Annotated in this window: 27 protein-coding genes; 17 read left to right on the top strand and 10 right to left on the bottom strand. The window is 49.8% G+C overall.

What is annotated here, in order from left to right; all coding sequences use genetic code 11:
* Positions 1-16: 16 nt before the first annotated feature.
* The 5 genes from Q7Q81_RS00695 to Q7Q81_RS00675 are packed head-to-tail and all read left to right on the top strand — an operon-like array spanning position 17 to position 2,507.
* On the top strand, positions 17-403 hold the full coding sequence (locus tag Q7Q81_RS00695; protein WP_293692489.1) for a type II secretion system protein: 387 nt from the start codon (positions 17-19) through the stop codon (positions 401-403).
* Positions 393-854 carry a hypothetical protein gene (locus Q7Q81_RS00690; RefSeq protein ID WP_304272871.1) on the top strand — a complete coding sequence of 154 codons (462 nt, stop codon included), beginning with the start codon at positions 393-395 and terminating at the stop codon, positions 852-854. The genes Q7Q81_RS00695 and Q7Q81_RS00690 overlap by 11 nt, the downstream gene beginning before the upstream one ends.
* Positions 844-1,215: a hypothetical protein gene (locus Q7Q81_RS00685; protein ID WP_304272868.1), complete on the top strand. Its 372-nt coding sequence runs from the start codon at positions 844-846 to the stop codon at positions 1,213-1,215. The genes Q7Q81_RS00690 and Q7Q81_RS00685 overlap by 11 nt, the downstream gene beginning before the upstream one ends.
* On the top strand, positions 1,100-1,618 hold the full coding sequence (locus tag Q7Q81_RS00680; RefSeq protein WP_304272866.1) for a hypothetical protein: 519 nt from the start codon (positions 1,100-1,102) through the stop codon (positions 1,616-1,618). The genes Q7Q81_RS00685 and Q7Q81_RS00680 overlap by 116 nt, the downstream gene beginning before the upstream one ends.
* Positions 1,608-2,507 (top strand): hypothetical protein, encoded by a 900-nt coding sequence (locus tag Q7Q81_RS00675; RefSeq protein ID WP_304272865.1) that lies wholly within the window; start codon positions 1,608-1,610, stop codon positions 2,505-2,507. The genes Q7Q81_RS00680 and Q7Q81_RS00675 overlap by 11 nt, the downstream gene beginning before the upstream one ends.
* A 76-nt stretch (positions 2,508-2,583) precedes the next feature.
* On the opposite strand, the gene pth is transcribed toward Q7Q81_RS00675, so the two are convergent.
* The 8 genes from pth to ispE all read right to left on the bottom strand — a co-directional run bounded on the left by pth (position 2,584) and on the right by ispE (position 9,762).
* Positions 2,584-3,180 carry an aminoacyl-tRNA hydrolase gene (gene pth, locus Q7Q81_RS00670; protein ID WP_293693916.1) on the bottom strand — a complete coding sequence of 199 codons (597 nt, stop codon included), beginning with the start codon at positions 3,178-3,180 and terminating at the stop codon, positions 2,584-2,586.
* A gap of 14 nt (positions 3,181-3,194) precedes the next feature.
* On the bottom strand, positions 3,195-3,986 hold the full coding sequence (locus Q7Q81_RS00665; RefSeq protein WP_304272861.1) for a polysaccharide deacetylase family protein: 792 nt from the start codon (positions 3,984-3,986) through the stop codon (positions 3,195-3,197).
* A gap of 87 nt (positions 3,987-4,073) precedes the next feature.
* Positions 4,074-5,033 (bottom strand): ribose-phosphate diphosphokinase, encoded by a 960-nt coding sequence (locus Q7Q81_RS00660; protein WP_298880604.1) that lies wholly within the window; start codon positions 5,031-5,033, stop codon positions 4,074-4,076.
* Between the two features lie 138 nt (positions 5,034-5,171).
* Positions 5,172-6,548 (bottom strand): bifunctional UDP-N-acetylglucosamine diphosphorylase/glucosamine-1-phosphate N-acetyltransferase GlmU, encoded by a 1,377-nt coding sequence (gene glmU, locus Q7Q81_RS00655; RefSeq protein WP_304272858.1) that lies wholly within the window; start codon positions 6,546-6,548, stop codon positions 5,172-5,174.
* Positions 6,549-6,623: 75 nt separating this feature from the next.
* Positions 6,624-7,433, bottom strand: a complete 810-nt coding sequence (purR, locus tag Q7Q81_RS00650; RefSeq protein WP_304272856.1) for a pur operon repressor — start codon at positions 7,431-7,433, stop codon at positions 6,624-6,626.
* The gene (locus tag Q7Q81_RS00645; protein WP_304272854.1) at positions 7,411-8,205 is read right to left on the bottom strand and encodes an NTP transferase domain-containing protein; all 795 of its coding nucleotides are present in this window, start codon (positions 8,203-8,205) and stop codon (positions 7,411-7,413) included. Before Q7Q81_RS00645 ends, purR begins: the two co-directional genes overlap by 23 nt.
* A 2-nt stretch (positions 8,206-8,207) precedes the next feature.
* Positions 8,208-8,900 carry a GntR family transcriptional regulator gene (locus tag Q7Q81_RS00640; protein ID WP_009144941.1) on the bottom strand — a complete coding sequence of 231 codons (693 nt, stop codon included), beginning with the start codon at positions 8,898-8,900 and terminating at the stop codon, positions 8,208-8,210.
* A 1-nt stretch (position 8,901) separates the two neighbouring features.
* A complete protein-coding gene (gene ispE / locus Q7Q81_RS00635) occupies positions 8,902-9,762 on the bottom strand; it encodes a 4-(cytidine 5'-diphospho)-2-C-methyl-D-erythritol kinase (protein WP_304272851.1) in 861 nt (286 codons plus the stop codon).
* A 190-nt stretch (positions 9,763-9,952) separates the two neighbouring features.
* On the opposite strand from ispE, the gene Q7Q81_RS00630 reads away from it, so the two are divergent.
* The 3 genes from Q7Q81_RS00630 (at position 9,953) to Q7Q81_RS00620 (ending at position 12,668) form a co-directional block, all read left to right on the top strand.
* The gene (locus Q7Q81_RS00630; RefSeq protein ID WP_246869414.1) at positions 9,953-10,849 is read left to right on the top strand and encodes a YitT family protein; all 897 of its coding nucleotides are present in this window, start codon (positions 9,953-9,955) and stop codon (positions 10,847-10,849) included.
* Between the two features lie 143 nt (positions 10,850-10,992).
* Positions 10,993-12,468 carry a DinB/UmuC family translesion DNA polymerase gene (locus Q7Q81_RS00625; protein WP_304272848.1) on the top strand — a complete coding sequence of 492 codons (1,476 nt, stop codon included), beginning with the start codon at positions 10,993-10,995 and terminating at the stop codon, positions 12,466-12,468.
* Positions 12,465-12,668, top strand: coding sequence for a hypothetical protein (locus Q7Q81_RS00620; RefSeq protein WP_303706377.1), 204 nt, complete (start codon positions 12,465-12,467; stop codon positions 12,666-12,668). The genes Q7Q81_RS00625 and Q7Q81_RS00620 overlap by 4 nt, the downstream gene beginning before the upstream one ends.
* A 77-nt stretch (positions 12,669-12,745) precedes the next feature.
* On the opposite strand, the gene Q7Q81_RS00615 is transcribed toward Q7Q81_RS00620, so the two are convergent.
* Both Q7Q81_RS00615 and Q7Q81_RS00610 read right to left on the bottom strand, forming a co-directional pair.
* A complete protein-coding gene (locus Q7Q81_RS00615; RefSeq protein WP_293806684.1) occupies positions 12,746-13,828 on the bottom strand; it encodes a linear amide C-N hydrolase in 1,083 nt (360 codons plus the stop codon).
* Positions 13,829-13,863: 35 nt separating this feature from the next.
* Positions 13,864-14,610 (bottom strand): hypothetical protein, encoded by a 747-nt coding sequence (locus tag Q7Q81_RS00610; RefSeq protein WP_304272845.1) that lies wholly within the window; start codon positions 14,608-14,610, stop codon positions 13,864-13,866.
* Between the two features lie 476 nt (positions 14,611-15,086).
* On the opposite strand from Q7Q81_RS00610, the gene Q7Q81_RS00605 reads away from it, so the two are divergent.
* From Q7Q81_RS00605 to atpG, 9 genes are all read left to right on the top strand, one after another.
* On the top strand, positions 15,087-16,106 hold the full coding sequence (locus Q7Q81_RS00605) for a glycosyltransferase family 4 protein (protein ID WP_009144949.1): 1,020 nt from the start codon (positions 15,087-15,089) through the stop codon (positions 16,104-16,106).
* A 15-nt stretch (positions 16,107-16,121) separates the two neighbouring features.
* On the top strand, positions 16,122-17,282 hold the full coding sequence (wecB, locus tag Q7Q81_RS00600) for a non-hydrolyzing UDP-N-acetylglucosamine 2-epimerase (RefSeq protein WP_368502091.1): 1,161 nt from the start codon (positions 16,122-16,124) through the stop codon (positions 17,280-17,282).
* A 77-nt stretch (positions 17,283-17,359) separates the two neighbouring features.
* Positions 17,360-17,626, top strand: coding sequence for a hypothetical protein (locus tag Q7Q81_RS00595; RefSeq protein WP_210685052.1), 267 nt, complete (start codon positions 17,360-17,362; stop codon positions 17,624-17,626).
* Positions 17,616-18,023, top strand: a complete 408-nt coding sequence (locus tag Q7Q81_RS00590) for a hypothetical protein (protein ID WP_021719238.1) — start codon at positions 17,616-17,618, stop codon at positions 18,021-18,023. Before Q7Q81_RS00595 ends, Q7Q81_RS00590 begins: the two co-directional genes overlap by 11 nt.
* Before the next feature lie 18 nt (positions 18,024-18,041).
* A complete protein-coding gene (atpB, locus tag Q7Q81_RS00585) occupies positions 18,042-18,758 on the top strand; it encodes a F0F1 ATP synthase subunit A (RefSeq protein WP_021719237.1) in 717 nt (238 codons plus the stop codon).
* A 42-nt stretch (positions 18,759-18,800) separates the two neighbouring features.
* Positions 18,801-19,064, top strand: coding sequence for a F0F1 ATP synthase subunit C (atpE, locus tag Q7Q81_RS00580; protein WP_363186368.1), 264 nt, complete (start codon positions 18,801-18,803; stop codon positions 19,062-19,064).
* 40 nt (positions 19,065-19,104) lie between these two features.
* Positions 19,105-19,584: a F0F1 ATP synthase subunit B gene (gene atpF, locus Q7Q81_RS00575; RefSeq protein ID WP_021719235.1), complete on the top strand. Its 480-nt coding sequence runs from the start codon at positions 19,105-19,107 to the stop codon at positions 19,582-19,584.
* Positions 19,585-19,674: 90 nt separating this feature from the next.
* Positions 19,675-21,498, top strand: coding sequence for a F0F1 ATP synthase subunit alpha (gene atpA, locus Q7Q81_RS00570; RefSeq protein WP_304272842.1), 1,824 nt, complete (start codon positions 19,675-19,677; stop codon positions 21,496-21,498).
* A 7-nt stretch (positions 21,499-21,505) separates the two neighbouring features.
* The gene (gene atpG, locus Q7Q81_RS00565; protein ID WP_021719233.1) at positions 21,506-22,390 is read left to right on the top strand and encodes an ATP synthase F1 subunit gamma; all 885 of its coding nucleotides are present in this window, start codon (positions 21,506-21,508) and stop codon (positions 22,388-22,390) included.
* Position 22,391: the final 1 nt, after the last annotated feature.

The following is a 22,391-nucleotide window of genomic DNA, read 5'->3' as shown; positions in this document are numbered from 1 at the left end:
TTCAGGAGGTGCGATTATGTTAAAAACAATGCGTAAACAGGGAGGCTTTACTTTAATCGAGGTAGTAGCAGCGGCGGCGCTGATTGGCATTATGGCTACCATGCTGCTGCCTTCGCTTTCGGGTGCTAACGACAGAGTGAAGAATGCCCGTCTGCAAAACGATCTGGTGACTATCGACCAGGCAATTCAGCTGTATAAGATGGATGCAGGCACGGTGCCGGCAGAGCTTACTACATTGGACAGCGAATATCTGGGCGGTAAGCTGGAATTCAAGGATGCCAAGGGCGAGGCACTTACCTATACACCCAATACAACCGACGGCACCTATACCCTCAGCGGCAAAAACAGCAAGGGTGCGGCAGTAACATCACCTGGCAGTAAAGCTAACGCCGGTGAACAATAAGACAGCAGGCTATCTGCTGTTGGAGCTGCTGCTGGCACTTGGGTGCCTGGGACTTGCGGCAGTAATGCTGTATCCCGGAAGCAAGACGCTGCAGCGCCAGTATTACAGGCAGCAGCTGCGCTATACAGCATATCTTTTGGCGGCGGATATCAGACAGATGCAGCAGCAGACGCTGTTTCAGCCGGAAAATTATATGTACACGCTTAAAGTCAGCGATAAGGATAAGCATAGCTACAGAATTGAGCGCGCGCATAAAATCTGGAAGCGTGTAAGGCTCGATGCTGACATCAGCCTGACGTGCGAAAAAGCGATTAAGAATCTCAGCTATAATGAAAACGGCAATCCGACAGCCATTGGCGGTTACAGGCTGGAGCATAGACAGCTGCCTGATATGCACTGCCGGCTGACGGTGCAGCCGGTTACAGGCAGGGTGACTGTTTATGAAAAATAGCAGAGGTTTTTGCCTGGTACAGGAGCTGGTGTGCTTCTGCCTTACGGCAGTGCTGCTGGCGACAGCGATACAGGGCTTTTACCGCAGCAATTATCTGCTGAATGAAAGCCTTGAACTGCAGCAGGCTGTGGAGGCCGCACAGCAGGTGCTGGCGGGCGAAGAATATAGCGGCCGCTTTGACGTGACGCAAAGGATTAGCGCCGGCAGCACAGACGGCTTGGCGGTACAGGAGGTGCAGGCTGCTTATGGCAAGGTCAGGGTTACGCTTATCCGTGCGCTGCCGACGGCAGAGGGGCTATCTGCTTCTGGAGCTGCTGTTGGGACTTTTGCTGGCAGTAGTGCTGGTGACGTTGGTCTTTAAAGCAACAGGCACTGTCGGTCGCGGCTTTGGCTGCCTGCAGGATGAGCTGCAGCTGCAGGAAGCCAGACGGCATATTTTGGCGCAGCTGGAAAAGACAGTCTGCTATGATGCACAGAGCGTGCGTCTGCAGGCTGACGGCAAAATAAGCTGCAGGATGCTTGAGGGGTGTAAACAGGTGACTGTTTACAGCGATAAGCAGGGAGTATATCAGAGGACGCGTACCAATAAAGGCACGGGTGTGAATCCGGTGTCGCTGGAGGAGGTAGGCGTTTTCGGATGGCAGGTGCGACGCTGCTCGCCGCAAATGCTGTGCGTAAGCTTCGATCTTTACCGTAACGGCAGAAGCATGCGGGTGACGCAGTATCTTATTTGTTATAGTGCGAGGATAACAGATGATGCATAGCGCAAAGGGAAGTATATCGCTTCCGTGCCTGCTGGCAGCGCTCTTGCTGGCACTCAGCGCCCAGCTTTGCCTGCTTTATGCAGTAAAGGGCTATGAGGCGGAAAAGGATTTTTTACGGGGGCAGCAGCTGCGGCTGCTGTGCGGCTCCGTATTGCAGGCCATAGGTCAAAAACCGCAGCCTGCGGGTACGCAGCTTTGCTATGAGGGCGAGCTGCAGCCGGGCAACGAACCGGTAAAAGTGACAAGCGAAAGCAGTTACAGCTCAGATGGGCAAATAGATTACCTGAAGGTGTCTGCCATAGCCGCTAATCATGTTGGCGCAGTACAGCGGCTGCACAGGCTTAGGGTGAGCTTCAGTCCGCAGATGCTGGCTTTGGCAACTAAGAGCGTGCTGGCAGGGCGTTCGCTGATAGGAAGTGAATATCTGCAGCAGGCAGCGTTATATACAAGCACAGAAGAAGTAAGGCTGCCGCAGATTAGCTTTCTGCAGAATAAATGCTCTGCCTCGCTGAACAAAAGGACTACGGAGGAAAACGGCCTCAGCGCCCGCTTTTATTATCTGAGGAGTAATACTTCGCTGAGTCTTGGCAGCAAAGGCCTGCAGGGTGCAACATTGATAGCCAATAAGCTGTCGATAAATACCGCACCGGGTTCATATTACCCGGACCGCATAGTGCTTATCAGTGAAGAGGGCGATATTACGCTGGGCGACGGTACCAAAATGGCACAGGCGCTGCTGCTGGCGAAGGGAACGGTGACGATAGGTGCAAGCTGTCAGCTGAACGGCTTTGTTCTGGCAGACAAAATCGTGCTCAGGGGAACAGCAGACCTTATTCCTGATACAGGTGCTGTTGAACCGATGCTGACACCGGCCTTTAATAAGCCGTAATTTTATTAAACAAATTGCATAACCAAAAAAGAACTAGCTGGAGCTATGACTGCTCTTGCTAGTTCTTTTGCATTGCTTATTCAGCCGCAGGTTTTTCAGCCTTAGGCTTTTTCTTGTTGTGGGCCTGCATAACCTCTTCGATATCGCCGGATTTAATCCATTCCTCCAGCGCTGTAGCCATTTCTGCTACAGCTGCTTCGATGGCGGTTTTGTCATCGCCCTGGAAGGCATGCAGTACATGGTTGACAACTGCCTTGTTGTTGCGTGCCGGGTGGCCGATGCCGATTTTAAAGCGTGGATATGCGTCGGTGCCTAAATGCTCGGTAATGGATTTGATACCATTGTGACCGCCGGCGCTGCCCTTGCGACGGATGCGCAGCTGACCTACGGGCATATCCATATCATCCTGGATAACAGCGATATCATCTGGGTCGATGTGATAGAAGTTGGCGTAGGCACCTACGGCAACACCACTGAGGTTCATGTAGGTGGTAGGCTTGATGATGATGATTTTTTCGGGAGCGCGGTATTCTGCCATATAGGCACTGCGGTCCTCTTTACCGAAGCTCACGCCGAGACGGCGAGCCAGCTCGTCAACTACCATAAAGCCGATGTTGTGACGGGTATTTTCGTATTCGCGGCCGATATTGCCAAGGCCGACAATTAGTTTCATATTGTTGCTCCTTTTTATTTATTAAGTTCTTCGAGGGTGACAAATTCATATCCCTCTGCACGCAGACGGTCGATGATGAGGCCGACTGCCTCAATCGTCTGGTCACGCGGTGCGGAGTTTTTGGGACTGTCGCCGTCATGCAGCAGGACAATAGCACCGGGGGCTGCGTTCTCGCAGACTCTGTCGGCGATTACCTGCACGCCGGGGTTCGTCCAGTCGCGGGGAATGATGCTCCAGTTTACTATCTGCATACCTGCATCATTGATAGCCTTGACAGTGCTCCAGTCCTTGAAGCCGTGCGGCGGACGCATATACTGCGGTGCAGTACCGGTGATGCTCTGCAGCGTTTCCTTGCCGTAGGCAATGTTGGCGGCAGCTTCGCTGCTGCTGAACTTAAGCAAATCCTTGTGATAGCCTGCATGCAGAGCAATCAGATGTCCTTGTGCTTGTACGAGCTTTACTGTTTCCGGATGCTTGGCAGCGTTTTCGCCAACCATAAAGAAGGTGGCATGCACGTTTTTGGCAGCCAAAAGCTTGAGCAGCTTCTGGGTATAGGGCGGATAAGGGCCGTCATCAAAGGTGAGGGCAATGAGCTTGCGCCCATGGGTGTTTTCCGCATGTGTTATAACCTTGCCGTAAAAGCTGTTGCCCGGAAGTACGGCGAGCAAGAGCAACGCGCCTGCAAGCGCAAGGCTGAGAGCAGCGCTTATAGCGGCAGTCTTTCTGCTGATTTTTTTGTATATCCCCAGCCACAGCAGCAGTACGCCGGCAAGGGAGCAGATGATAAGAAGATAAATGATACGCATAATTACTCCAAATATTAAAGCCGGTAGTTTTGCCGGCTTTAATCATAACAAAAAGGCTTGCCAGAGGCAAGCCTTTTTATATTACGCTTAGTGTTTGGTATCGAATAATTGGCTTACAGACCAGTCATTGTAAATGCGCAGAATGGTTTCTGCCAGAATCGGCGCAATGGAGAGCACCTTAATTTTCGGGTGCTTTTTGGAAGGAGCCAGAGGAATGGTGTTGGTAACAACCAGCTCGGTGATATCGGATTGAGCAATGCGGGACAATGCCGGATCGGTCAGGATCGGGTGAGTGCAGCATGCATATACTTCTTTAGCACCGAATTTCTTCAGAGCGCGTGCGCCTTCGGTCAGGGAGCCTGCGGTATCAACCATGTCGTCTACCATGATGCAGGTTTTGCCTTTAACGTCGCCAATCAGGTTCATAACCTCAGCAACGCCAGGTTCCGGACGACGTTTGTCGATGATAGCCAGCGGTGCATTCAGCATTTCAGCGAAATTGCGGGCACGGCTTACGCCACCAAGGTCCGGAGAGATAACAACCATGTCTTCCAGATGCTTGGATTTAATGTATTCTGCCATCAGCGGGCCGCCGGGCATATGGTCAAAGGGGATGTTGAAGAAGCCTTGAATTTGTGCAGCGTGCAGGTCTATGGTTACTACACGGGTAATGCCTGCGGTTTCCAGCAGGTCTGCCATCAGCTTAGCAGTGATAGGCTCACGGCCGCGTGCTTTGCGGTCCTGGCGTGCATAGCCATAGTAGGGGATAACAGCAGTGATGTGGTTAGCGCTGGCGCGTTTGAAGGCATCAGCCATAATCAAAAGCTCCATTACGTTATCGTTAACGATAGGGCCGCAGGTCGGTTGTACAATGAAGATATCCTTGCCACGTACACTTTCGTTAATCATTACCTGAACTTCGCCGTTGTTGAAACGGTTAACTACAGAATCACCAACGGTGGTTCCGAGGTAAGCAGCGATTTCGCGTGCCAGATCAGGGTTTGCATTACCGGTAAATATTCTTAACTTATTCTCGTCAGACAACATGTCCAATCCCTCCAAAATTACCTTGTTGTAGTTTGCTGGTGCGATGAGCAAAACTTTACTTAAATTTAATTATACACAAAAAACACGTAAATCACAAGTTTTTTGTAAACTTTTTGACACATATGTGACTATAAAAGGTTATTTACTTTCGTTGCGGTATTTTTCGGCCCAGCCTTCGATATTTTTCTGGCGGGCACGTGCAATACCCAGAGCATTTTCGGGTACTTCCTTGGTAATGGTGCTGCCTGCACCGATGTAGGTGTTGGCCTGTACGGTTACAGGTGCAACAAGGTTGGTGTTGCAGCCGACGAAGGCGTTGTCACCGATAACAGTGCGATGCTTCTTCTTGCCGTCGTAGTTTACAGTGATGCAGCCGCAGCCCATGTTAACGCCGCTGCCGATGTCGCTGTCGCCGATGTAGGTGAGATGCGGCAGCTTGGTGCCTTCGCCTACGTTAGAGTTTTTAACCTCTACATAGTTGCCGATTTTAACATGGTCGCTGATAACGGTGTCGGGACGCAGATGAACGTACGGACCGGCGGTAACGTGGTTTTTAACCTCGCAGTCATGGCCGTAGATGAATTGCAGATGGTTGTCGTCACCAATTTTTACATTAGTGAAGCGGGCGTTAGGACCGATTTCGCAGTCCTCGCCGATTTCGGTTGTGCCTTCCAGCCAGGTGTAGGGATAAATAACGGTATCGCGGCCGATTTTTACGCTTGCTTCGATGAAGGTGCTGGCGGGATCCATGATGGTTACGCCTGCATCCATCAGCTTATCCAAAATGCGTTGGCGCATAACGCCTTCGGCAACGGAAAGCTGCTTGCGGGAGTTGATGCCCATAACCATATCGCTGTCGGCAGTGGAAATACCGCCAACCTTAGCGCCTGCTTCGTTGAGCTTTTGCAGTACGTCGGTCAGGTAATATTCGCCCTGCGCATTATCGTTGGTCAAGGTAGCCAGCACGTCAAACATTTGCGGGCATTCCATGCAGTAAATACCGGTGTTGATTTCCTTGATAGCCTTCTGATCTTCGGTAGCATCCTTTTGCTCTACGATGCCCTGTACATTGCCGTTGGCATCGCGTACAATGCGGCCGTAGCCGAACGGGTCATCCATAATTGCCGTAAGTACGGTAGCAGCAGCGCCGCTTTCCTGATGTGCTTCGCAGAATTTTTTCAGCTCTTCGCCGTCCAGCAGCGGAGTGTCGCCGCACAGGATGAGCGCAGTGCCGTGGAAGTCCTTCAGGGCATCGGCAGTTTGCATTACAGCGTGGCCGGTGCCAAGCTGCTCGGCCTGCAGGGCGATAGTTCCCTGATTGCCTACCATTGCTTCTACCAGCTCTGCTTCATGGCCTACGATAACAACCTTTTTGTCTGCGCCGGCAGCGCTTGCAGCGTCAATTACGTGCTGCAGCATGGGCTTGCCGCCTACCTTGTGCAGTACCTTGGGGTATTTGCTGCGCATTCTTGTGCCTTTGCCTGCGGCGAGGATTATTGCTACTAATTTTGACATGTGAGTTCTTCCTTTCCTGGCCGTCTATAAGGCACCATCTTACGACACCTTCTAGCCAGCCTGACATATTCTATATTATTTATTTACTTCCAATGTTACCTTCTGCTGCTCTTCGTCTACGTTATGCAGGGTGAAGAAGGCAGTATAATCTTCTACCAGCTTGCGGTCCGGTGCAGCGGTGGCAATTAAAAAGGCTTTGCCTACAACCTGAGCGCCAACCTCATGTGCCAAAGCAATCATACCCTTGGCGGTGCCACCGCCCTTCATAACATCATCCACAATCAGCACACGGTTGCCGGGATGCAATGCGCGCTTGGGCATGGCCATGTTTTGGATAACCTTGGTGGAACCGCTGACGTAATTGATGTTGACGGTGCTGCCTTCGGTAATATCACTGGTGTGACGGGCGATAACGAGTGGCACGTTAAAGGCACGCGCTGTCTGCATAGCAAGCGGAATACCGCTTGTTTCAACCGTCATGATGCAGTCCGGTGCCAGCTCCTGCAGACGGAGCATAAAAATTTCACCCAGACGCACTACGGTTTCCGGATGGCAGAGAATATCGGTAGTATAAAGCATACCGCCTGGCAGGATGCGGTCCGGAGAGGTGAGGCGGGCAGCCAGCTCTTCCAAGAAGGCTGCGTCATCCTCCGGCAGATGGCCGGGGATAAAGCGCACGCCGCCGGCAGCGCCGGAAACGGTTTCTACCTTGCCGAGGCCGTAAAGCTCCAATCCTGATTTTACGGCTAAAACATCCTCGCTGAGGGTGGATTTGGCGATAGCAAATTTTTTGCAGAAATATGAAAATGAAAACAGCCGATATGGATGATCGGCTAAAAGTTTACTTAACGCTGCTACGCGTTCAATTCTTTTGGCTTTTACCATATGTAAGCGTCCTCCTTGCAAGTTCTAAGTCACTTGGTTTATCTATATCCATGCCGATACATGCATGACGGGTGATGATGGCTTTGCAGCGCATTTCCAGAAGTGCGGAGGTGCGTGCTTCCGCATCGGCCATTGTCAGGCGATGGCACAGGAGCTTTATTAAAAAGCCCCATCCGAGCCAGTTGCACAGCTTAAGCGGTGATTTGCGGCGGGCAAAGATTTCGCGTGCTTTTTGCTGACCGCCGGGAATAATCTCTTTGGCCATCAGCATCATGTTGCCGCCGGTAAAGACGCCGTCACGCAGCTTGCCGTAGGTGCGCTGGGCATCGGGATAAGCACTCAGGCAGGCATCCTTGGGGATGATGGGATAATAAAGCTGGCCTTCGGGGAAGGCATTGCAGGCTGCAAGAAAGTCGCGTACTGCAAGGGAGGTCAGCAGCGGAATGTCGTCGCATACTCCCAGCAGCTTTTCACTGGCATCAGGGCCTAAGGCTTCGGAGGCAGCGAAGGCTGTAGCCGGCAGGTCGCCTGCGGCTTCACATAGCAGAACGTCGGCCGGTAACGTACCCTCTAAAAGCGCCAAGGCTTCGGGGCGGGCAGCTACGACAATACGGCGGATGCGTCCGCTTCCCTGCAGGGCTGCAATGATATAGTCTATGAGGCGCTTATCGCCAAGCGGTGCCAGGCAGCGGTGTTCGGTGCCGGCATAGGACTTCAGCCAGGGACTGAGGCCGCCTGCTACAATAAAAGCATCTATATTAGCAGTTGTCATGCTTACGCCTTCTTCTGCGGCAGATGCTCGCTGAGGGAACGCATGAGGGTATGCTCGGCGTTTTCCAGATGGATACGGGCTGCGTACTGCGCACGTTCTACATCATGTGCGGCAATAGCTTCTACCAAGTTGCGGTGCTCGTCCATAGTTTCCACCAAACGTCCCGGGTAGCTCATGGAACGGCCGCGGATAGTAGTCATCTGCTCGCGCAGGTTATTGATGATGCTGCGCAGACGCTCGTTGCGGCTGGCAGTGTATAACATATCGTGGAAAGCAGTATCTACTTCGACGATTTTATCCATATCGTTGTTGGCGATATGCTGGCCGATTTCAATAAGATAACCGTTAAGCTGCTCAAGCTCCTCATCCGTAATACGCTCGGCAGCCAGACCGGCAGCCAGAATATCAAGGCTGATACGGATTTCGTAAATTTCGGTGATATCTTTAATGGAAATATCGGCAACATAGGTACCGCGACGGGGAATCATAACTACAAAGCCTTCCAGCTCCAGCTTACGGATAGCTTCGCGCACGGGCGTACGGCTTACGCCCATTTCGTCAGCCAGCTGGATTTCCATGAGGCGTTCCCCGGGGCTGAAGGTGCCGTCAATAATGGCTTGACGGATATTTTCACAGACAAGCTCACGCAGAGGCTTGTAGCTGTCTAGTTTTATAGGCTGCAAATGTCCGGACATATTAGTTTCTCCTTCCGATAGTTGTCGTAATAGCTGTTTCTACATCAAAATCTGTCAGTGCCTGCTGCACACGTTCCGCAGTTTCTTTGTCAGCGGTAAGACCGAATACTGTCGGGCCGCTGCCGCTCATAAGAGAATAGTAGGCGCCTGCTCCCAGCATAGCAGCCTTAATAGAGGCTATAACGGGGTGTGCCGGGATAGTTACTGTTTCTAAAACATTGCCCATGTAGGGAACGATGGCTTTGTCGCCTTCGCGCAGATATGCTTCCAGCTGCCAGATGCAGGGTGCATGAACTACACGGCCGTGGTTAAAGTTCTTGTAAACCCAGGCGGTGGAAACCTCCAGTCCGCGGGGCTTGGCCAGTACCAGCCAGGTTTCGGGCATGTCCTCCAGCTTGGTGAGGACTTCACCGCGTCCTGTTGCCAGCATGGTGCCGCCTTCGATGCAGAAGGGGATATCGCTGCCTAATTGTGCAGCGAGCTGTTCCAGTTCATAATTTTCCAGGTTAAGCTCCCAATAACGGTTCAGACCGCGCAAAACTGCTGCTGCATCACTGCTGCCGCCTGCCAGTCCTGCCGCCAGAAAAATTTTTTTGTTCAAGGCGATGTGAACGTTCGGAATAATATCGCAGTGACCTGCGAGCAATGCGGCTGCTCTGTAGGCCAGGTTATCAGGACCGCAGCTGAGGTTGTGCAGATTGCAGCTGATCTGAATGCCGTTGCCCTTGCTGATAACAACCTCGTCGCTCAGACCGACGCTCTGCATAATCATACTTACCTCATGGTAGCCGTCCTCTCGCTTGCCGAGAATATCAAGTCCCAGATTTATTTTGGCGTATGCCGTTTCTTTTATTTGCTTCATTATAAGTTCACCTGCCTAATGTTGTATACAGTATTATTTTATACTGCTTATGCCTGCATAGCAAGAATTTTTTTCGAACGTTCGGGATTTTGGCGAGAAAAATATTTAGTTGTTGCCTTTCTGCGTTAAAGTGTTACAATATATACATAAAAAACATATTCAGAATATTTTGCTTGCAAAGGAGAACTCTATGAATCCCGCTTTGAAGAAAAAACTTTACCATTATGCTATGGTGACCTTGGCCTGTGCGATTATGGGTATTGCCATGAATACCTTTTATATGCCTAATAAGATGCTCAGCGGCGGCATCGGCGGCGTTGCCGTACTTGCTTATTATGTTGCCGGCCTGCCGATGGGCGCTACCAGCTTAATCTGCAACGTGCCGCTGTTCTTTTTAGCCTATAAGTATATGGACAGGGAATATACTATCAGCGCGCTGTATGGTATTATTGCTTTTTCTGTATCCCTGGATTTCTTTCATTTTTTGTCGACCTATACTGTAGTGCATGACAAGCTGCTGGCCTGCATTGCCGGCGGTGTGCTTTACGGCATCGGTGCTGCGTGCATGTACCGCGTGGGCGGCTCCAGCGGCGGTACGGATATTATCGGCGCTATTATCCAGAAAAATTATTCTATCTCTATCAGTACGACAGGCTTTGCCTTCAACATCTGCCTGCTGCTGGCCAGCGTTTCCTTATTCGGTATTGAGCCGGTGCTGTATACATTGCTTACCTTTTTTGTGATGACTAAAACCTGTAATGCGTTTACGACAGGCTTTGATTATAAAAAGAAGGTTATCATCATCAGCGAGCATCACGAGGAGATTGCGGAAGCGATTATTAAAATCGTTGGCCGCGGTGTTACCTATATCAGCGGCGAGGGCTGCTTTACGCATCGTCACCGCGAGCTGGTTTTTGTAGTCATCAAGCTGACGCAGCTGGCAAAGGTACGCTCCATTGTGCGCGAGATTGACCCCAGTGCTTTTATGATTATCAGTGATGTTAACGATGTCTTCGGCCGTGGCTTTACGCTTAAGCCGTCCGGGCCTAACTTCCCCAGACCTAAATTCCCGGAGAAGCATGAATAAGAATTTGCGTTGTTCCCCTGCCTGATTGTGTGCAGGGGATTTTCTTTGTCTAAAATAACGAAAATATTTTTATTATAATACAGACATGTACGCTTGAAAGTGCTATAATAAAAACAAAGCTGACAGTAAAGGAGGAGAAGGCGTTGCAGCGTACCTATATTGCTATAGATTTGAAATCGTTTTATGCATCGGTAGAATGTCGTGAGCGCGGACTTGATCCTCTGGATACTAATCTGGTGGTGGCGGATGAGCGGCGGACGGATAAAACCATCTGTCTGGCGGTGACGCCTTCGCTGAAAAGCTACGGTATTCCGGGGCGCGGGCGCTTGTTTGAGGTGAAGCAGCGTGTGCAGCGGATAAATGCCGCACGGCGTTTTGCTGCTCCCGGCAGGCAGCTTTGCGGTTCGTCGTGCTCTTATGCGCAGCTGCAGGCCGAGTCGCAGCTGGCACTGGATTTTATTATTGCGCCGCCGCGGATGGCTTATTATATGGAATATAGCACGCGGATTTACGAAATTTATTTGCGTTATGTTGCGCCGGAGGATATCATCGTTTATTCTGTTGACGAGGTTTTTATGGACGTAACGCAGTATTTTGAGCTTTACGGCTTGTCGGCGCGGGAGCTGGCGATGCGTATTATTCTGGATGTTTTGCGCGAAACGGGTATTACCGCTACCGCAGGCATCGGCACTAATTTGTTTTTGGCGAAGGTGGCGATGGATGTGCGGGCGAAGCATATTGCTGCGGATGCCAACGGCGTGCGTATTGCGGAGCTGGACGAGCAGAGCTTTCGGCGTGAGCTGTGGCAGCACCGGCCGCTGACGGATTTCTGGCGCGTAGGCCGTGGCTACGCAAGCAAGCTGGAGGCGCGGGGCATATATACTATGGGTGATATAGCGCGCTGTTCGGTATATAATGAAGAGCTGCTGTACCGTCTTTTCGGAAAAAATGCGGAGCTTTTGATTGACCATGCCTGGGGATGGGAGCCTTGTACGATTGCCGATGTGAAGGGCTACCGGCCGCAGGTCTGCAGCCTGAGCTCGGGACAGGTGCTGCATCGTGCGTATGAATCGGCGGAGGCACTTTTGGTGCTGCGCGAGATGGCGGATGCGTTGGCGCTGGAGCTGGTGAGCAAGGCGCTGGTGACTGACCAGATAGTGCTTACTGTGGGCTATGACATCGATAATTTGAAGCAGGGCAGCAGCTATCAGGGCACGGTGAAGATTGACCGTTACGGGCGCAGGGTGCCGCAGCATGCGCATGGCAGCTTTAATCTGGGGAGCTTTTCTTCTTCATCTAAACTGCTGGTGCAGGCGGCAGCGGATTTGTACGAGCGCATTACGGACAGCAATCTTTTAGTGCGGCGGCTGACTTTGGCAGCGAATCATGTGCTTCCGGCGCAGGCTGCGGCCAAGAAGCAGGAACAGGAGCTGAGCTTGTTTGACTTTGGGAATGAGGCAGTGCAGCAGGCTGTAGGGCAGCGCGAAAACAGATTGCAGCAGGCACAGCTGGAGATTAAGCGGCGCTTTGGCAAGAATGCCGTTTTGAAGGGCATGAGCCTGCTTGACGGGGCAACAGCAAAGGAGCGCAACGAACAGATAGGAGGGCACAAGGCATGAACGATAGTTATGAGGATATTATCAATTTGCCGCATCATGTATCAAAGCGGCACCGGCAGATGCCGCTGGCAGAGCGGGCGGCGCAGTTTGCACCCTTCGCCGCGCTGGAGGGACATGCTGCCGCCGTAAGCAGTACGGCGCAGCGGGTGCGCCTGCAGATGGAGGAGCAGGAGAAGCAGCAGGCTGGCTGGGACTGCTGAAAGTGGTCATACAAAAAAGAAGCTGCGGCACATAGGTGCCTGTCAGCTTCTTTTTGCTTAAGGTATATGGTTATAATTTAGATTTTAGCCTTGCCGCTTAAATCTGCCAGCGTAAAGTTAAACAGCTTATCATAATTTCTGCGGATGGCAACCTGCGCTGTCAGGTCATGCAGATTATATACTACGGACCATTGTGTCATGCTGGTTGCTTCTTCGGTTTCCGGCTGGCTGACCAGGGAAAGCAGGGACATAGCTTCAAAGGGCGTAAAGATGCTCTTTTTAAACTTTACAGCAGAATCCAGTACAGCAAAGCGGTCATAGGCGTGTCCCAATCCATGCATTTTGGGTGCCAGATAATGGTTGGCAACATAATTGGTATCGATAACAGTCATATCATCAATAGTATATTCCAAAACAACGTTTTTTCCGTCTGCATCGCTGAGCAGAAAATGGAAGTTGGCAGTTTCCATAGATGAATTCATATCATATTTTTCCAATAATGCTAAAGCTTCGTCTACATTGGCTGCCTTATCAAGCATCAGGCGCAGAGCAGCTGTTGTTGTAATCTGAGGCTTGCCGGTGCGCTGATGCGTAGGCTTGCCGTCCAGCTTCAGCACGCTGACAGCAAGGCCCTTTTCGTTCATACCGTCCATAATCAGGTATGGCATTGCTACTGCTGCCGATAAATCACTCTTGCCGTCGCTGAGGCTGCCGATATCGTATCCTACCCAGCCTGCATCCGCCATACCGATAGAGCGATAGCCGTCCTTAGGAGCAGTACGTACCATTACGGCAGTCATTTTCATTTTATAGTCAAAGTTGCGTCCGTAGATAGGCTTGCCTTCTTCCGTGCGTCCGGCGAAGGCACTGCAGCCGGCGTCAATGGCGCCCGGAGCCGGTTTGGCTGCGCCGAGAAGCTCCCTGCCGACGAAGGCCAGCATGGTGTCAACGCTGTTGACATTCTGCTGCAGCATTTTGTCCAGCTTATAGTCTGCCGTATAATCCATTACGTACAAACGCCCGTTATCCAAATCTTTAATGGTAGAAATTGATGCCTTTTGTGCTTTGTCGGTTACAGAGGCAGCAGGATTTTTAGCCATGATGCTGCTGCAGGGACACATAATAAGTGTTGCCATAAGTAAAGCGGTGATTGTTTTCATGCCGGAACCTCCTCTTTGGTTTTCATAATAAAATGTTAAAAGCTGTAGCTCAGGGCGCCGTACCAGCCGGAAAGCTTGTACAGACCGGTGCCGTCATCGTTTTTGATTTTTAAATCCAGAATACGGTAGCCGGCGTTGGCGCTGAGGTTTTTACAAGGACTGTATTTTACGCCGATATCAAGGTCGTAGGTGTGCCCGCGGCCGCCTAAGGGCAAGCCAGAAAGCTCGCTGTAAAGCTGCAGCCGGTGTGCCTCATCAAGGTAATGCTTGCCGCCGATGCCGAAGGCAGGGGCGAACTGGTTCAGCTGCTTAGCATACTTTTTGTTAAGTGCCGGTACGGGACTGCTGAACTGCAACGCAGTATCGAAGCGGTAACAGCGCAGGCCTGCGAGCCAGTAGGCGGTGCCGTTTTCTGTTGTTTTGATGGGAGAAAGATAGTTAAAGGAAGCATAGTCCAGATTCAGCTTGGTGCGGCTGTCCACCGGAACCAGGCTGCCTTGTGCCGGAATGTGGTGTGAGGCATAGCCTTTTTCGTGGATAGCTATGTAATCTACATACCAGTTTTTGCCACTTAACCTGTATTCGGGTGCATTACCGTTTTTAATGTTGAGCGTATCGCGGAAATTACTGTAAGCAGCAGGCACAATTCCGTGAGATGTAAATTTCAGTTTAGGTGCATAATAACGCAGCTCCAGCTGCAGATCATCATCTGCTGTCTGTGCGCTTGCCAGAGCAGGCAGAAGCAGCAGAATTGTTGTGAAAAATGAGCTCTTGGACAGCATTCTCATCCCTCCCTTTCTTAAATTTAATTTTAGCAGAAAATGTACAAAAAAACTATAAATTTAACATAAATTTTCGCTGTGTTACGATAGAGGAGTTTACTTGACTTTTTTCCAGAGCAGATTTACAGCAGATAGAAGCAAAGTGAGGTTAAAAAAGCCTCAACGGTGATTATTTCTGAAAAATCATCTGTAAAAAGTCTGCGATATGAGATAAATCCGTAAGAATTTTTAACAGGCAACATCCGGAGAACCGAAACAATATATAAGTTATGCCAAAAGGATATATTCCCTTGATGATATTATGCTATAATAAATGGGAATAATTAGGGATAATTTTGCGGAAAAAAAGGCTTATTTCATTATTTTTGTAATAAAAGTAATTGACGCAAGTGTCAAAAATGTTATACTATATAAGGAATGAATAGTTAAGTGTTTTTCGTGTGCAAGGAATCAGGTTTCGGTGGAGAAAGAAATAAATGTTAAGTGCTTATGGTTTTCCCTTTCTGCTTGCCGCTCTGGTGAGCTATATATTGACCCCTTATATTAAAACATTAGCCTTTAAAATCGGCGCGATTGATAAGCCCGATAACCGCAAGGTGCATAAGAAGATTATGCCGCGTCTTGGCGGTCTGGCTATTTATATTGCCTTTATGATTGCCGCAGTGGCAAGCTTGGAGCTGACGAAGGATATTGTCGGCATTCTGCTTGGCGGCAGCGTGATTGCCATCGTAGGCGTACTGGATGACAAATATCAGCTGCCGGCAAAGGTCAAGCTGCTGGGGCAGATTTTTGCTGCCTGCGTACTTGTGGCCTTTGATATCCGTATCGAATGGCTGAACAATCCCTTCGGCGGCTATTTTTATCTTAACGAATGGTTTATTTCTATACCGCTGACAATTTTCTGGGTTATCAGCTTTACGAACGTTGTCAATCTGATTGACGGTCTGGATGGCCTGGCGGCAGGCGTATCTGCGATTGCTTCGATGACGGTCATTCTGGTTGCGGTTCAGATGGGTTATTACCATATAGCTGTAATGACTGCGGCTCTGGCCGGCGGCATTATCGGTTTTATCCGCTATAATTTTAATCCCGCTACTATTTTCATGGGCGATACAGGCAGTATGTTCATCGGCTATATGCTGGCAGCTATTTCTGTTTACGGCGCAGTCAAGACTGCTGCTACCGTAGCGCTGATTGTACCGGCGATTGCACTGGGCCTGCCGATTATGGATACAGCCTTTGCGATTATGCGCCGCTACAGCAACGGCCGCCCTATTTTCCAGCCCGATAAGGGCCATTTGCATCACCGCCTGCTGGCGATGGGCATGAACCAGAAGCAGGCAGTTCTGCTGATGTATGCTATTACAGCCGTGCTCGGTATCGCAGCTGTGCTATGGGCAGAGTTCGACGGCTTTTATGCCGCACTTATTATAGCGGTTATTATTACGGCAGTTGCCGTTGGTGCTAAGAAAATCGGTATTCTGAACGACAGATAAGGGGGAGGAAGAACCGTGGAGAAGATAAAGTTAATGACAGTTTTCGGCACTCGTCCGGAAGCCATCAAAATGTGCCCGCTGGTGCTGGCAATGCGTAAATATCCCGAATATATCCAGCCGATTGTGGCAGTTACCGCACAGCATCGCGAGATGCTTGATCAGGTACTGGATTTGTTTGGCATTACGCCTGATTATGATTTGAATATTATGTCGGCAGGTCAAACCCTGTATGATGTTACTACCCGCGCGCTGATGGGCCTGAAATCCGTAATGGAGGAAGCAAAGCCCGATATGGTGCTGGTGCATGGTGACACCTCGACTACCTTTGCCGGTGCTCTGGCTGCCTTTTATGCGCAGATTCCCGTAGGCCATGTGGAAGCAGGCCTGCGTACCGGTAATAAATATTCTCCTTACCCGGAGGAAATGAACCGCAAGCTGACCGGTGCGATTGCCGATATGCATTTTGCGCCTACCTCTACCAGCAAGGCTAACCTGCTGAAGGAAAACATCTGCCCCGAGCAGATTCTGGTAACAGGCAACACTGTTATTGATGCTCTGCAGACTACGGTGAAGGAAGGCTACCGCTTTGAGGACGAAGAGTTCAATAAGGTATTTGCCAGCGGTCATCGTCTGATTCTGATGACTACCCACCGCCGTGAAAACCTGGGCGAGCCTATGCGTCATGTTTACCGCGCGTTGAAGAGTGTGCTGGAAGCGCATCCCGATGTGGAAGCAATCTTCCCGGTACACAAAAACCCCAAGGTGCGTGAAATCGTCCGCGAGGAGCTGGGACATTTAGACAGAGTGCATCTGATTGAGCCTATGGAATATGAACCGTTTGCCAATTTGATGGCTAAGGTTGATATCGTGCTCACAGACAGCGGCGGAATTCAGGAGGAGGCTCCTGCCTTAGGCAAGCCGGTTCTTGTTCTGCGTGATACCACCGAGCGTTCGGAGGCTGTTGAAGCCGGTACGGTTAAGCTCGTAGGCACCGCTTATGATGATGTGCTGCGCGAAACCAATCTGCTTTTGGATGATGCCGAGCATTATCGCTCCATGGCGGAGGCTGCCAATCCCTATGGTGACGGCAAGGCCTGTGAGCGCATTATCCATGCGATTTTAAGAAAAAATGGCTTTGATGTAGAAAATTTGCCGGAATTTGCGTCTAAGGCGTAGACAGAAACTGTGAAAAATATTAAAATTAAAAGAGTAAATATGATTAATTTGTGAATTCGTGCTGTGGTGAAAAAATCATGACTAACAAAACACCCGATAAGGAGCATATGCGGATGCTTGAAGCTTTGGCTACTGTGTCCTCTCTGGCGTTTATGGCCGTGATTGATTTTCTGCTGGCGTACTTCGGCGGCGACTGGCTCGACCGTCATCTGGAAACCGGCGACCATACGATGCGGGGCATCTGCATCGGCCTGGCAATTGTTTCACTTGTTATGACCTACTATAATCTGATTCAGAGGAGCGTCCTTTCACGGGACACTGAACACAAGAAGGATGAAAAGTAATTTTGATTTGACGCCCATAGCGAGAAACGGCGCGAACGCCTTCGTAGCGCGCATCTGTATGTGTGCGCTGCTCGTAGCGGTGCCGCTCTGGTTATGGCAGCGCAGTGCCTTTGCCCACGGCGTGCTTTGCGGTGTGCTGGCAGGTACTATAGATTTGTCCATTCTGTTTTTAGGCATTAAAAAATCTCTGCCTTATGTAGAGGTGCCCAAGCAGGGACTGAAAATCATGAAGCGTTTCCGTTGGGCCCGCTTGGCGGCCGCGGCTGCGTTTATTATTACGATGTTAAGGATGAAGCTTGCTGTGCATGGCGCATTTGGCGGGTTTCTTCTGATACATATATTTTTTATCTTAAATCTATTATTTATCGCGTACCAACATCAAAATGAGAGGGCGTGAAGAAAGGAGTGTGTAAAAATGGGAAATGCAGCAGCTGAAGGTGCAGAAAAATCCGGAGAGATTATCCATTACCTTACCCAATCTACCTTTTTAGGTGAGGTCAACATGCAAACCATGTACATGACCTGGGTAACCATGGCAATCGTCTTCGTACTGTTCCTTCTGGTTTGTAAGAACCCGAAAATGGTTCCTTCCGGACTGCAGAATGCAATGGAAATCATTCTTGATTTCTTAAATGGTCTGATGGAAGACAACCTGGGATCCAAAGGCCGTAAATTTATGGCACCGTTCATCGTTACCTTGTTTATGTTTATCCTGGTAGCAAACGAACTGGGCATTTTGCTTCCGCAGATTGGCGTTCACTGGACTTCACCTACCAATGACATTAATACCTGCTTTGCGCTTTCTTTGCTAATTGCGTTTAGCGCGTACTGCGTTGGTGTGGCGAAACAAGGTATCGGCCACTTTAAACATTTCATCAGCCCGAGTCCGGCATTCCTGCCGTTGCATCTTTTGGATGCAGTGACTAAACCGCTGACCATGGCTCTTCGTCTCTTTGGTAACATCCTGGCAGGCGAAATCCTGTTGATCGTACTGTATCAGCTGGCTCCGTGGGTAGTTCCTGAACTGTGGGTAATGTTCTCCCTGTTCATTGGCTTCGTTCAGGCTTTTATCTTTACCATTTTGTCTTTGGGCAGCTATGCACTGGCATTTGCTAGCCACGACGAACACTAAGCTTTTTAAGCAAAAAAAATTTAAAATCACAATTTCGAAAGGATGAAACAAATGTCTGAAAATGCAATCATTACTGCTGCATCTGTAATCGGTGCAGGCCTTGTTTGCTTGGGTGCTGCTGCTGGCGCTGGTATCGGTAACGGCAACATGTGCGGCAAATCTATTGAATCCATGGCTCGTCAACCGGAAGAAGCTGGTAAAATCTTTACCAACATGCTGGTTTGCGTAGGCTTGATCGAATCCATGCCTATTCTGTGCTATGTAATCGCTATCGTTCTGGTATTCGCTAACCCGTTCATTAAATAATTTAATTTTGCAAGATATTACAAAAAGGAGCGTGCTATAATTGGTTAACTTCAATGCAACACTTATCGCGCAGATCCTGAACTTTTTGGTTTTAGTTTTCGTTCTTGCAAAATTCGCTTACAAACCCGTATGCAACATTATGGAAGAGCGTAAGAACAAAATTGCAAGCGATCTGGAAGCTGCAGAAAAGGCTAAGACTGACGCAGAAGCAGTTAAAGCTGAATACGCTGCAAAGCTGGCTGAAGCTAAACAAGAAGCTCAAGCTATTGTTGATGCTGCCCGCAAAACTGCTCAGGCTGCTCATGACAAGATCATGGCAGACACCAAAGCTGAACAAGATCAGGTTATTGCAACTGCTAAAGAAGCAATCGCACTGGAACAGAAAAAAGCTATGGACGAAGTTCGTGCACAAGTTATCAACCTGTCCATGATTGCTGCTAGCAAGATCGTAGAACAAAAGTTAGGTTCTGAAGAAGACAAAAAAATGGCTAGCAAAATCGTTGATTCTATCATGAAATAATTTTGCTGCTTTCCCTATTAAGCCGGAAGTATGCCGCTGAAATGCGAAACAGCAGGCAAAACCCCGGTATTCGGAGGTGATTGGTACAATATGAAGACAGAAGAAAATATTGCTTTAATTAAGCAACAATTGTCCGACTTCAAAATCGATCTGGGCTCCATTAAAGAGCTGTTAGATGTAAACGTTACTACCGCCAAGAAATTGTCGGCTGACGAGTATCAATCCATTTCTGTAATCCTGACCGAGAAACTGGGCCGCGATATTTTCCTGAACAAGAAAGTAGACCCGTCCATCCTCGGCGGCATCATCGTACAAGTTGGCGATAAGGTATTCGACGCTTCCGCACTGCGCAAGCTGAAGAAAATGGAAATTGCTCTGAACGGCATCGACGTTCACGAGTACACCAAACCGGAAGCCCTGGGTGATGCTCTCAGCAACAAGCTGGAGAATTACAATGTGGATGCTGATCTGGAAGAAGTTGGTATCGTAGAAAAAATCGGTGACGGCATCGCAACCGTTATCGGTATGAAAAACGCTATGGCTGGCGAATTAGTTGAACTGCCCCACAACGTATCCGGCATGGTTCTGAACCTGAACCCGGACAGCGTTGGTATCGTACTGATGGGCGGCGAGACCAAAATCAAAGAAGGCGACGTTGTTCGCCGTACCGGCCGCATCATGGAGGTTCCTGTTGGTGAAAACCTGCTGGGCCGTGTAGTTAGCGCTATCGGTGACCCGATCGACGGCAAAGGCGAAATCGCTGCTGCAGCTCGTCGTCCGGTTGAATCTCCTGCACATGGTATCGCAGATCGTAAATCCGTTGATACCCCGCTGCAAACTGGTATTAAATGTATCGACGCACTTGTTCCTATCGGACGTGGTCAGCGCGAACTTATCATCGGCGACCGTGGTACCGGTAAGACTGCAGTTGCAATCGACACCATTATCAACCAAAAAGGTCTGGGCGTTATCTGCATTTATGTAGCTATCGGCCAAAAGGCTTCTAACATCGCTCGTATTGTTCGTACTTTGGAACAACACGGCGCTATGGAATACACCATCATCGTTGCTGCTACTGCTGCTGACTCCGCTCCGCTGCAATACCTGGCTCCGTACGCTGGCGTAACCATGGCTGAATACTTCATGGATCAGGGCAAAGACGTTCTGTGCGTATACGACGACCTGTCTAAACACGCTGTTGCATACCGTGCAATGTCCCTGCTGCTCCGTCGTCCTCCAGGACGTGAAGCATACCCTGGCGACGTATTCTATTTGCATTCCCGTCTGCTGGAACGCGCTGCTAAGCTGAACGATGAACTGAAGGGCGGTTCCATCACCGCACTGCCGATCATCGAAACCTTGGCAGGTGACGTAGGCGGCTTCATTCCGACCAACGTAATTTCTATTACCGACGGTCAGATCTTCCTTGAATCCGAGCTGTTCTACTCCGGTATCCGTCCGGCTATCAACTCCGGTCTGTCTGTATCCCGTGTAGGTGGTGCTGCTCAGATCAAAGCTATGAAGCAGGTTGCAGGTACCTTACGTCTGGATCTGGCTCAGTTCCGCGAGCTGGCAGCATTTGCTCAGTTTGCTTCTGACCTCGATAAAGCTACCAAAGCACAGCTGGACCGTGGTCAACGTCTGACCGAGGTTCTGAAACAAGGCCAATACAGCCCGTTGTCTGTTGAAAAACAGGTTATGGCTATTTACCTTGGTACCAAAGGCTATCTGGATGACGTAGCAGTTAAAGATGTAACCCGCTGCGAAAAAGAATTCCTGGACTTCATGGAAGCTAACCATCCGGAAGTTGGCGGAGACATCATCAAAACCAAGAAAATCACTGATGAGAACGAAGAAGCTCTGAAGAAAGCTATCGCCGAGTTCAAGGATACCTTTGTTAGTGAAGGTAGGTGATTAACTAATGGCTACTGCACGCGAGATTCATCGCCACATGAAAAGCGTAGGTAACATTGGCAAGATCACGAAGGCTATGAAAATGGTTGCCGCTGCCCGCCTCAGAAGAGCGCAGGAAAGAGCTGCTGCAAGCCGTCCGTATGCCATCAAGATCAAAGAAGTGTTATCCAGCGTTGTGAGCGATCCGAGCATCCTTGCAGGCTTAAGTGCCAAAAAACACCCGCTGCTTCAACATCGTGATGTTAAAAAAGTTGGTTATCTGGTGCTCGCCTCTGATAAAGGTCTGGCAGGCGCATATAGTTCCAACGCTTTGAAAAAAGCAGTTGCGGAGATTTCCGAATGTGAGCATGACGTAGTCATTATCACCAGCGGCCGTAAGGCCAGGGATTTCTTCCAACGTCGCGGCTATAAAGTGCTGAGCAGCCACTTCGGCTACTCCGACAGACCGTCTTACGCAAATGCAGTAGAAATTGCTCAGGATGCAATCAAACAATTTGCTGACGAGCATTTCGACGAGCTGCATATTGTGTTTACACTTTTCAAAACCGCTTTGTCCCAAATTCCTACCAGCGACAAGATTCTGCCGGTAGAGCCTCCTGTAAAGGAGAAAGGCAAAGCTAGCGCAAGCTTTATTTTCGAGCCTGATGAAGACGAAACTCTGCAGGTACTTGCACCTAAGTATCTGGAAACCGTAGTTTACGCCGCACTGGTACAATCTGCTGCCAGTGAGTTGGGTTCTCGTATGACTGCTATGAGCTCTGCTACCGATAACGCAGGCAAGCTGGTACAAAACCTGGAGCTGTCCTATAACAAGGCACGTCAGGCATCCATTACCCGCGAGCTGAACGAAATCGTTGGCGGTGTAGAAGCTCTGAAGCAGGCACAAAACTAAT

The sequence above is a fragment of the Phascolarctobacterium succinatutens genome, assembly GCF_958453765.1.
GTDB classification, from domain to species: domain Bacteria; phylum Bacillota; class Negativicutes; order Acidaminococcales; family Acidaminococcaceae; genus Phascolarctobacterium_A; species Phascolarctobacterium_A succinatutens_B.
This window is presented reverse-complemented; position numbering and strand designations above follow the sequence as displayed.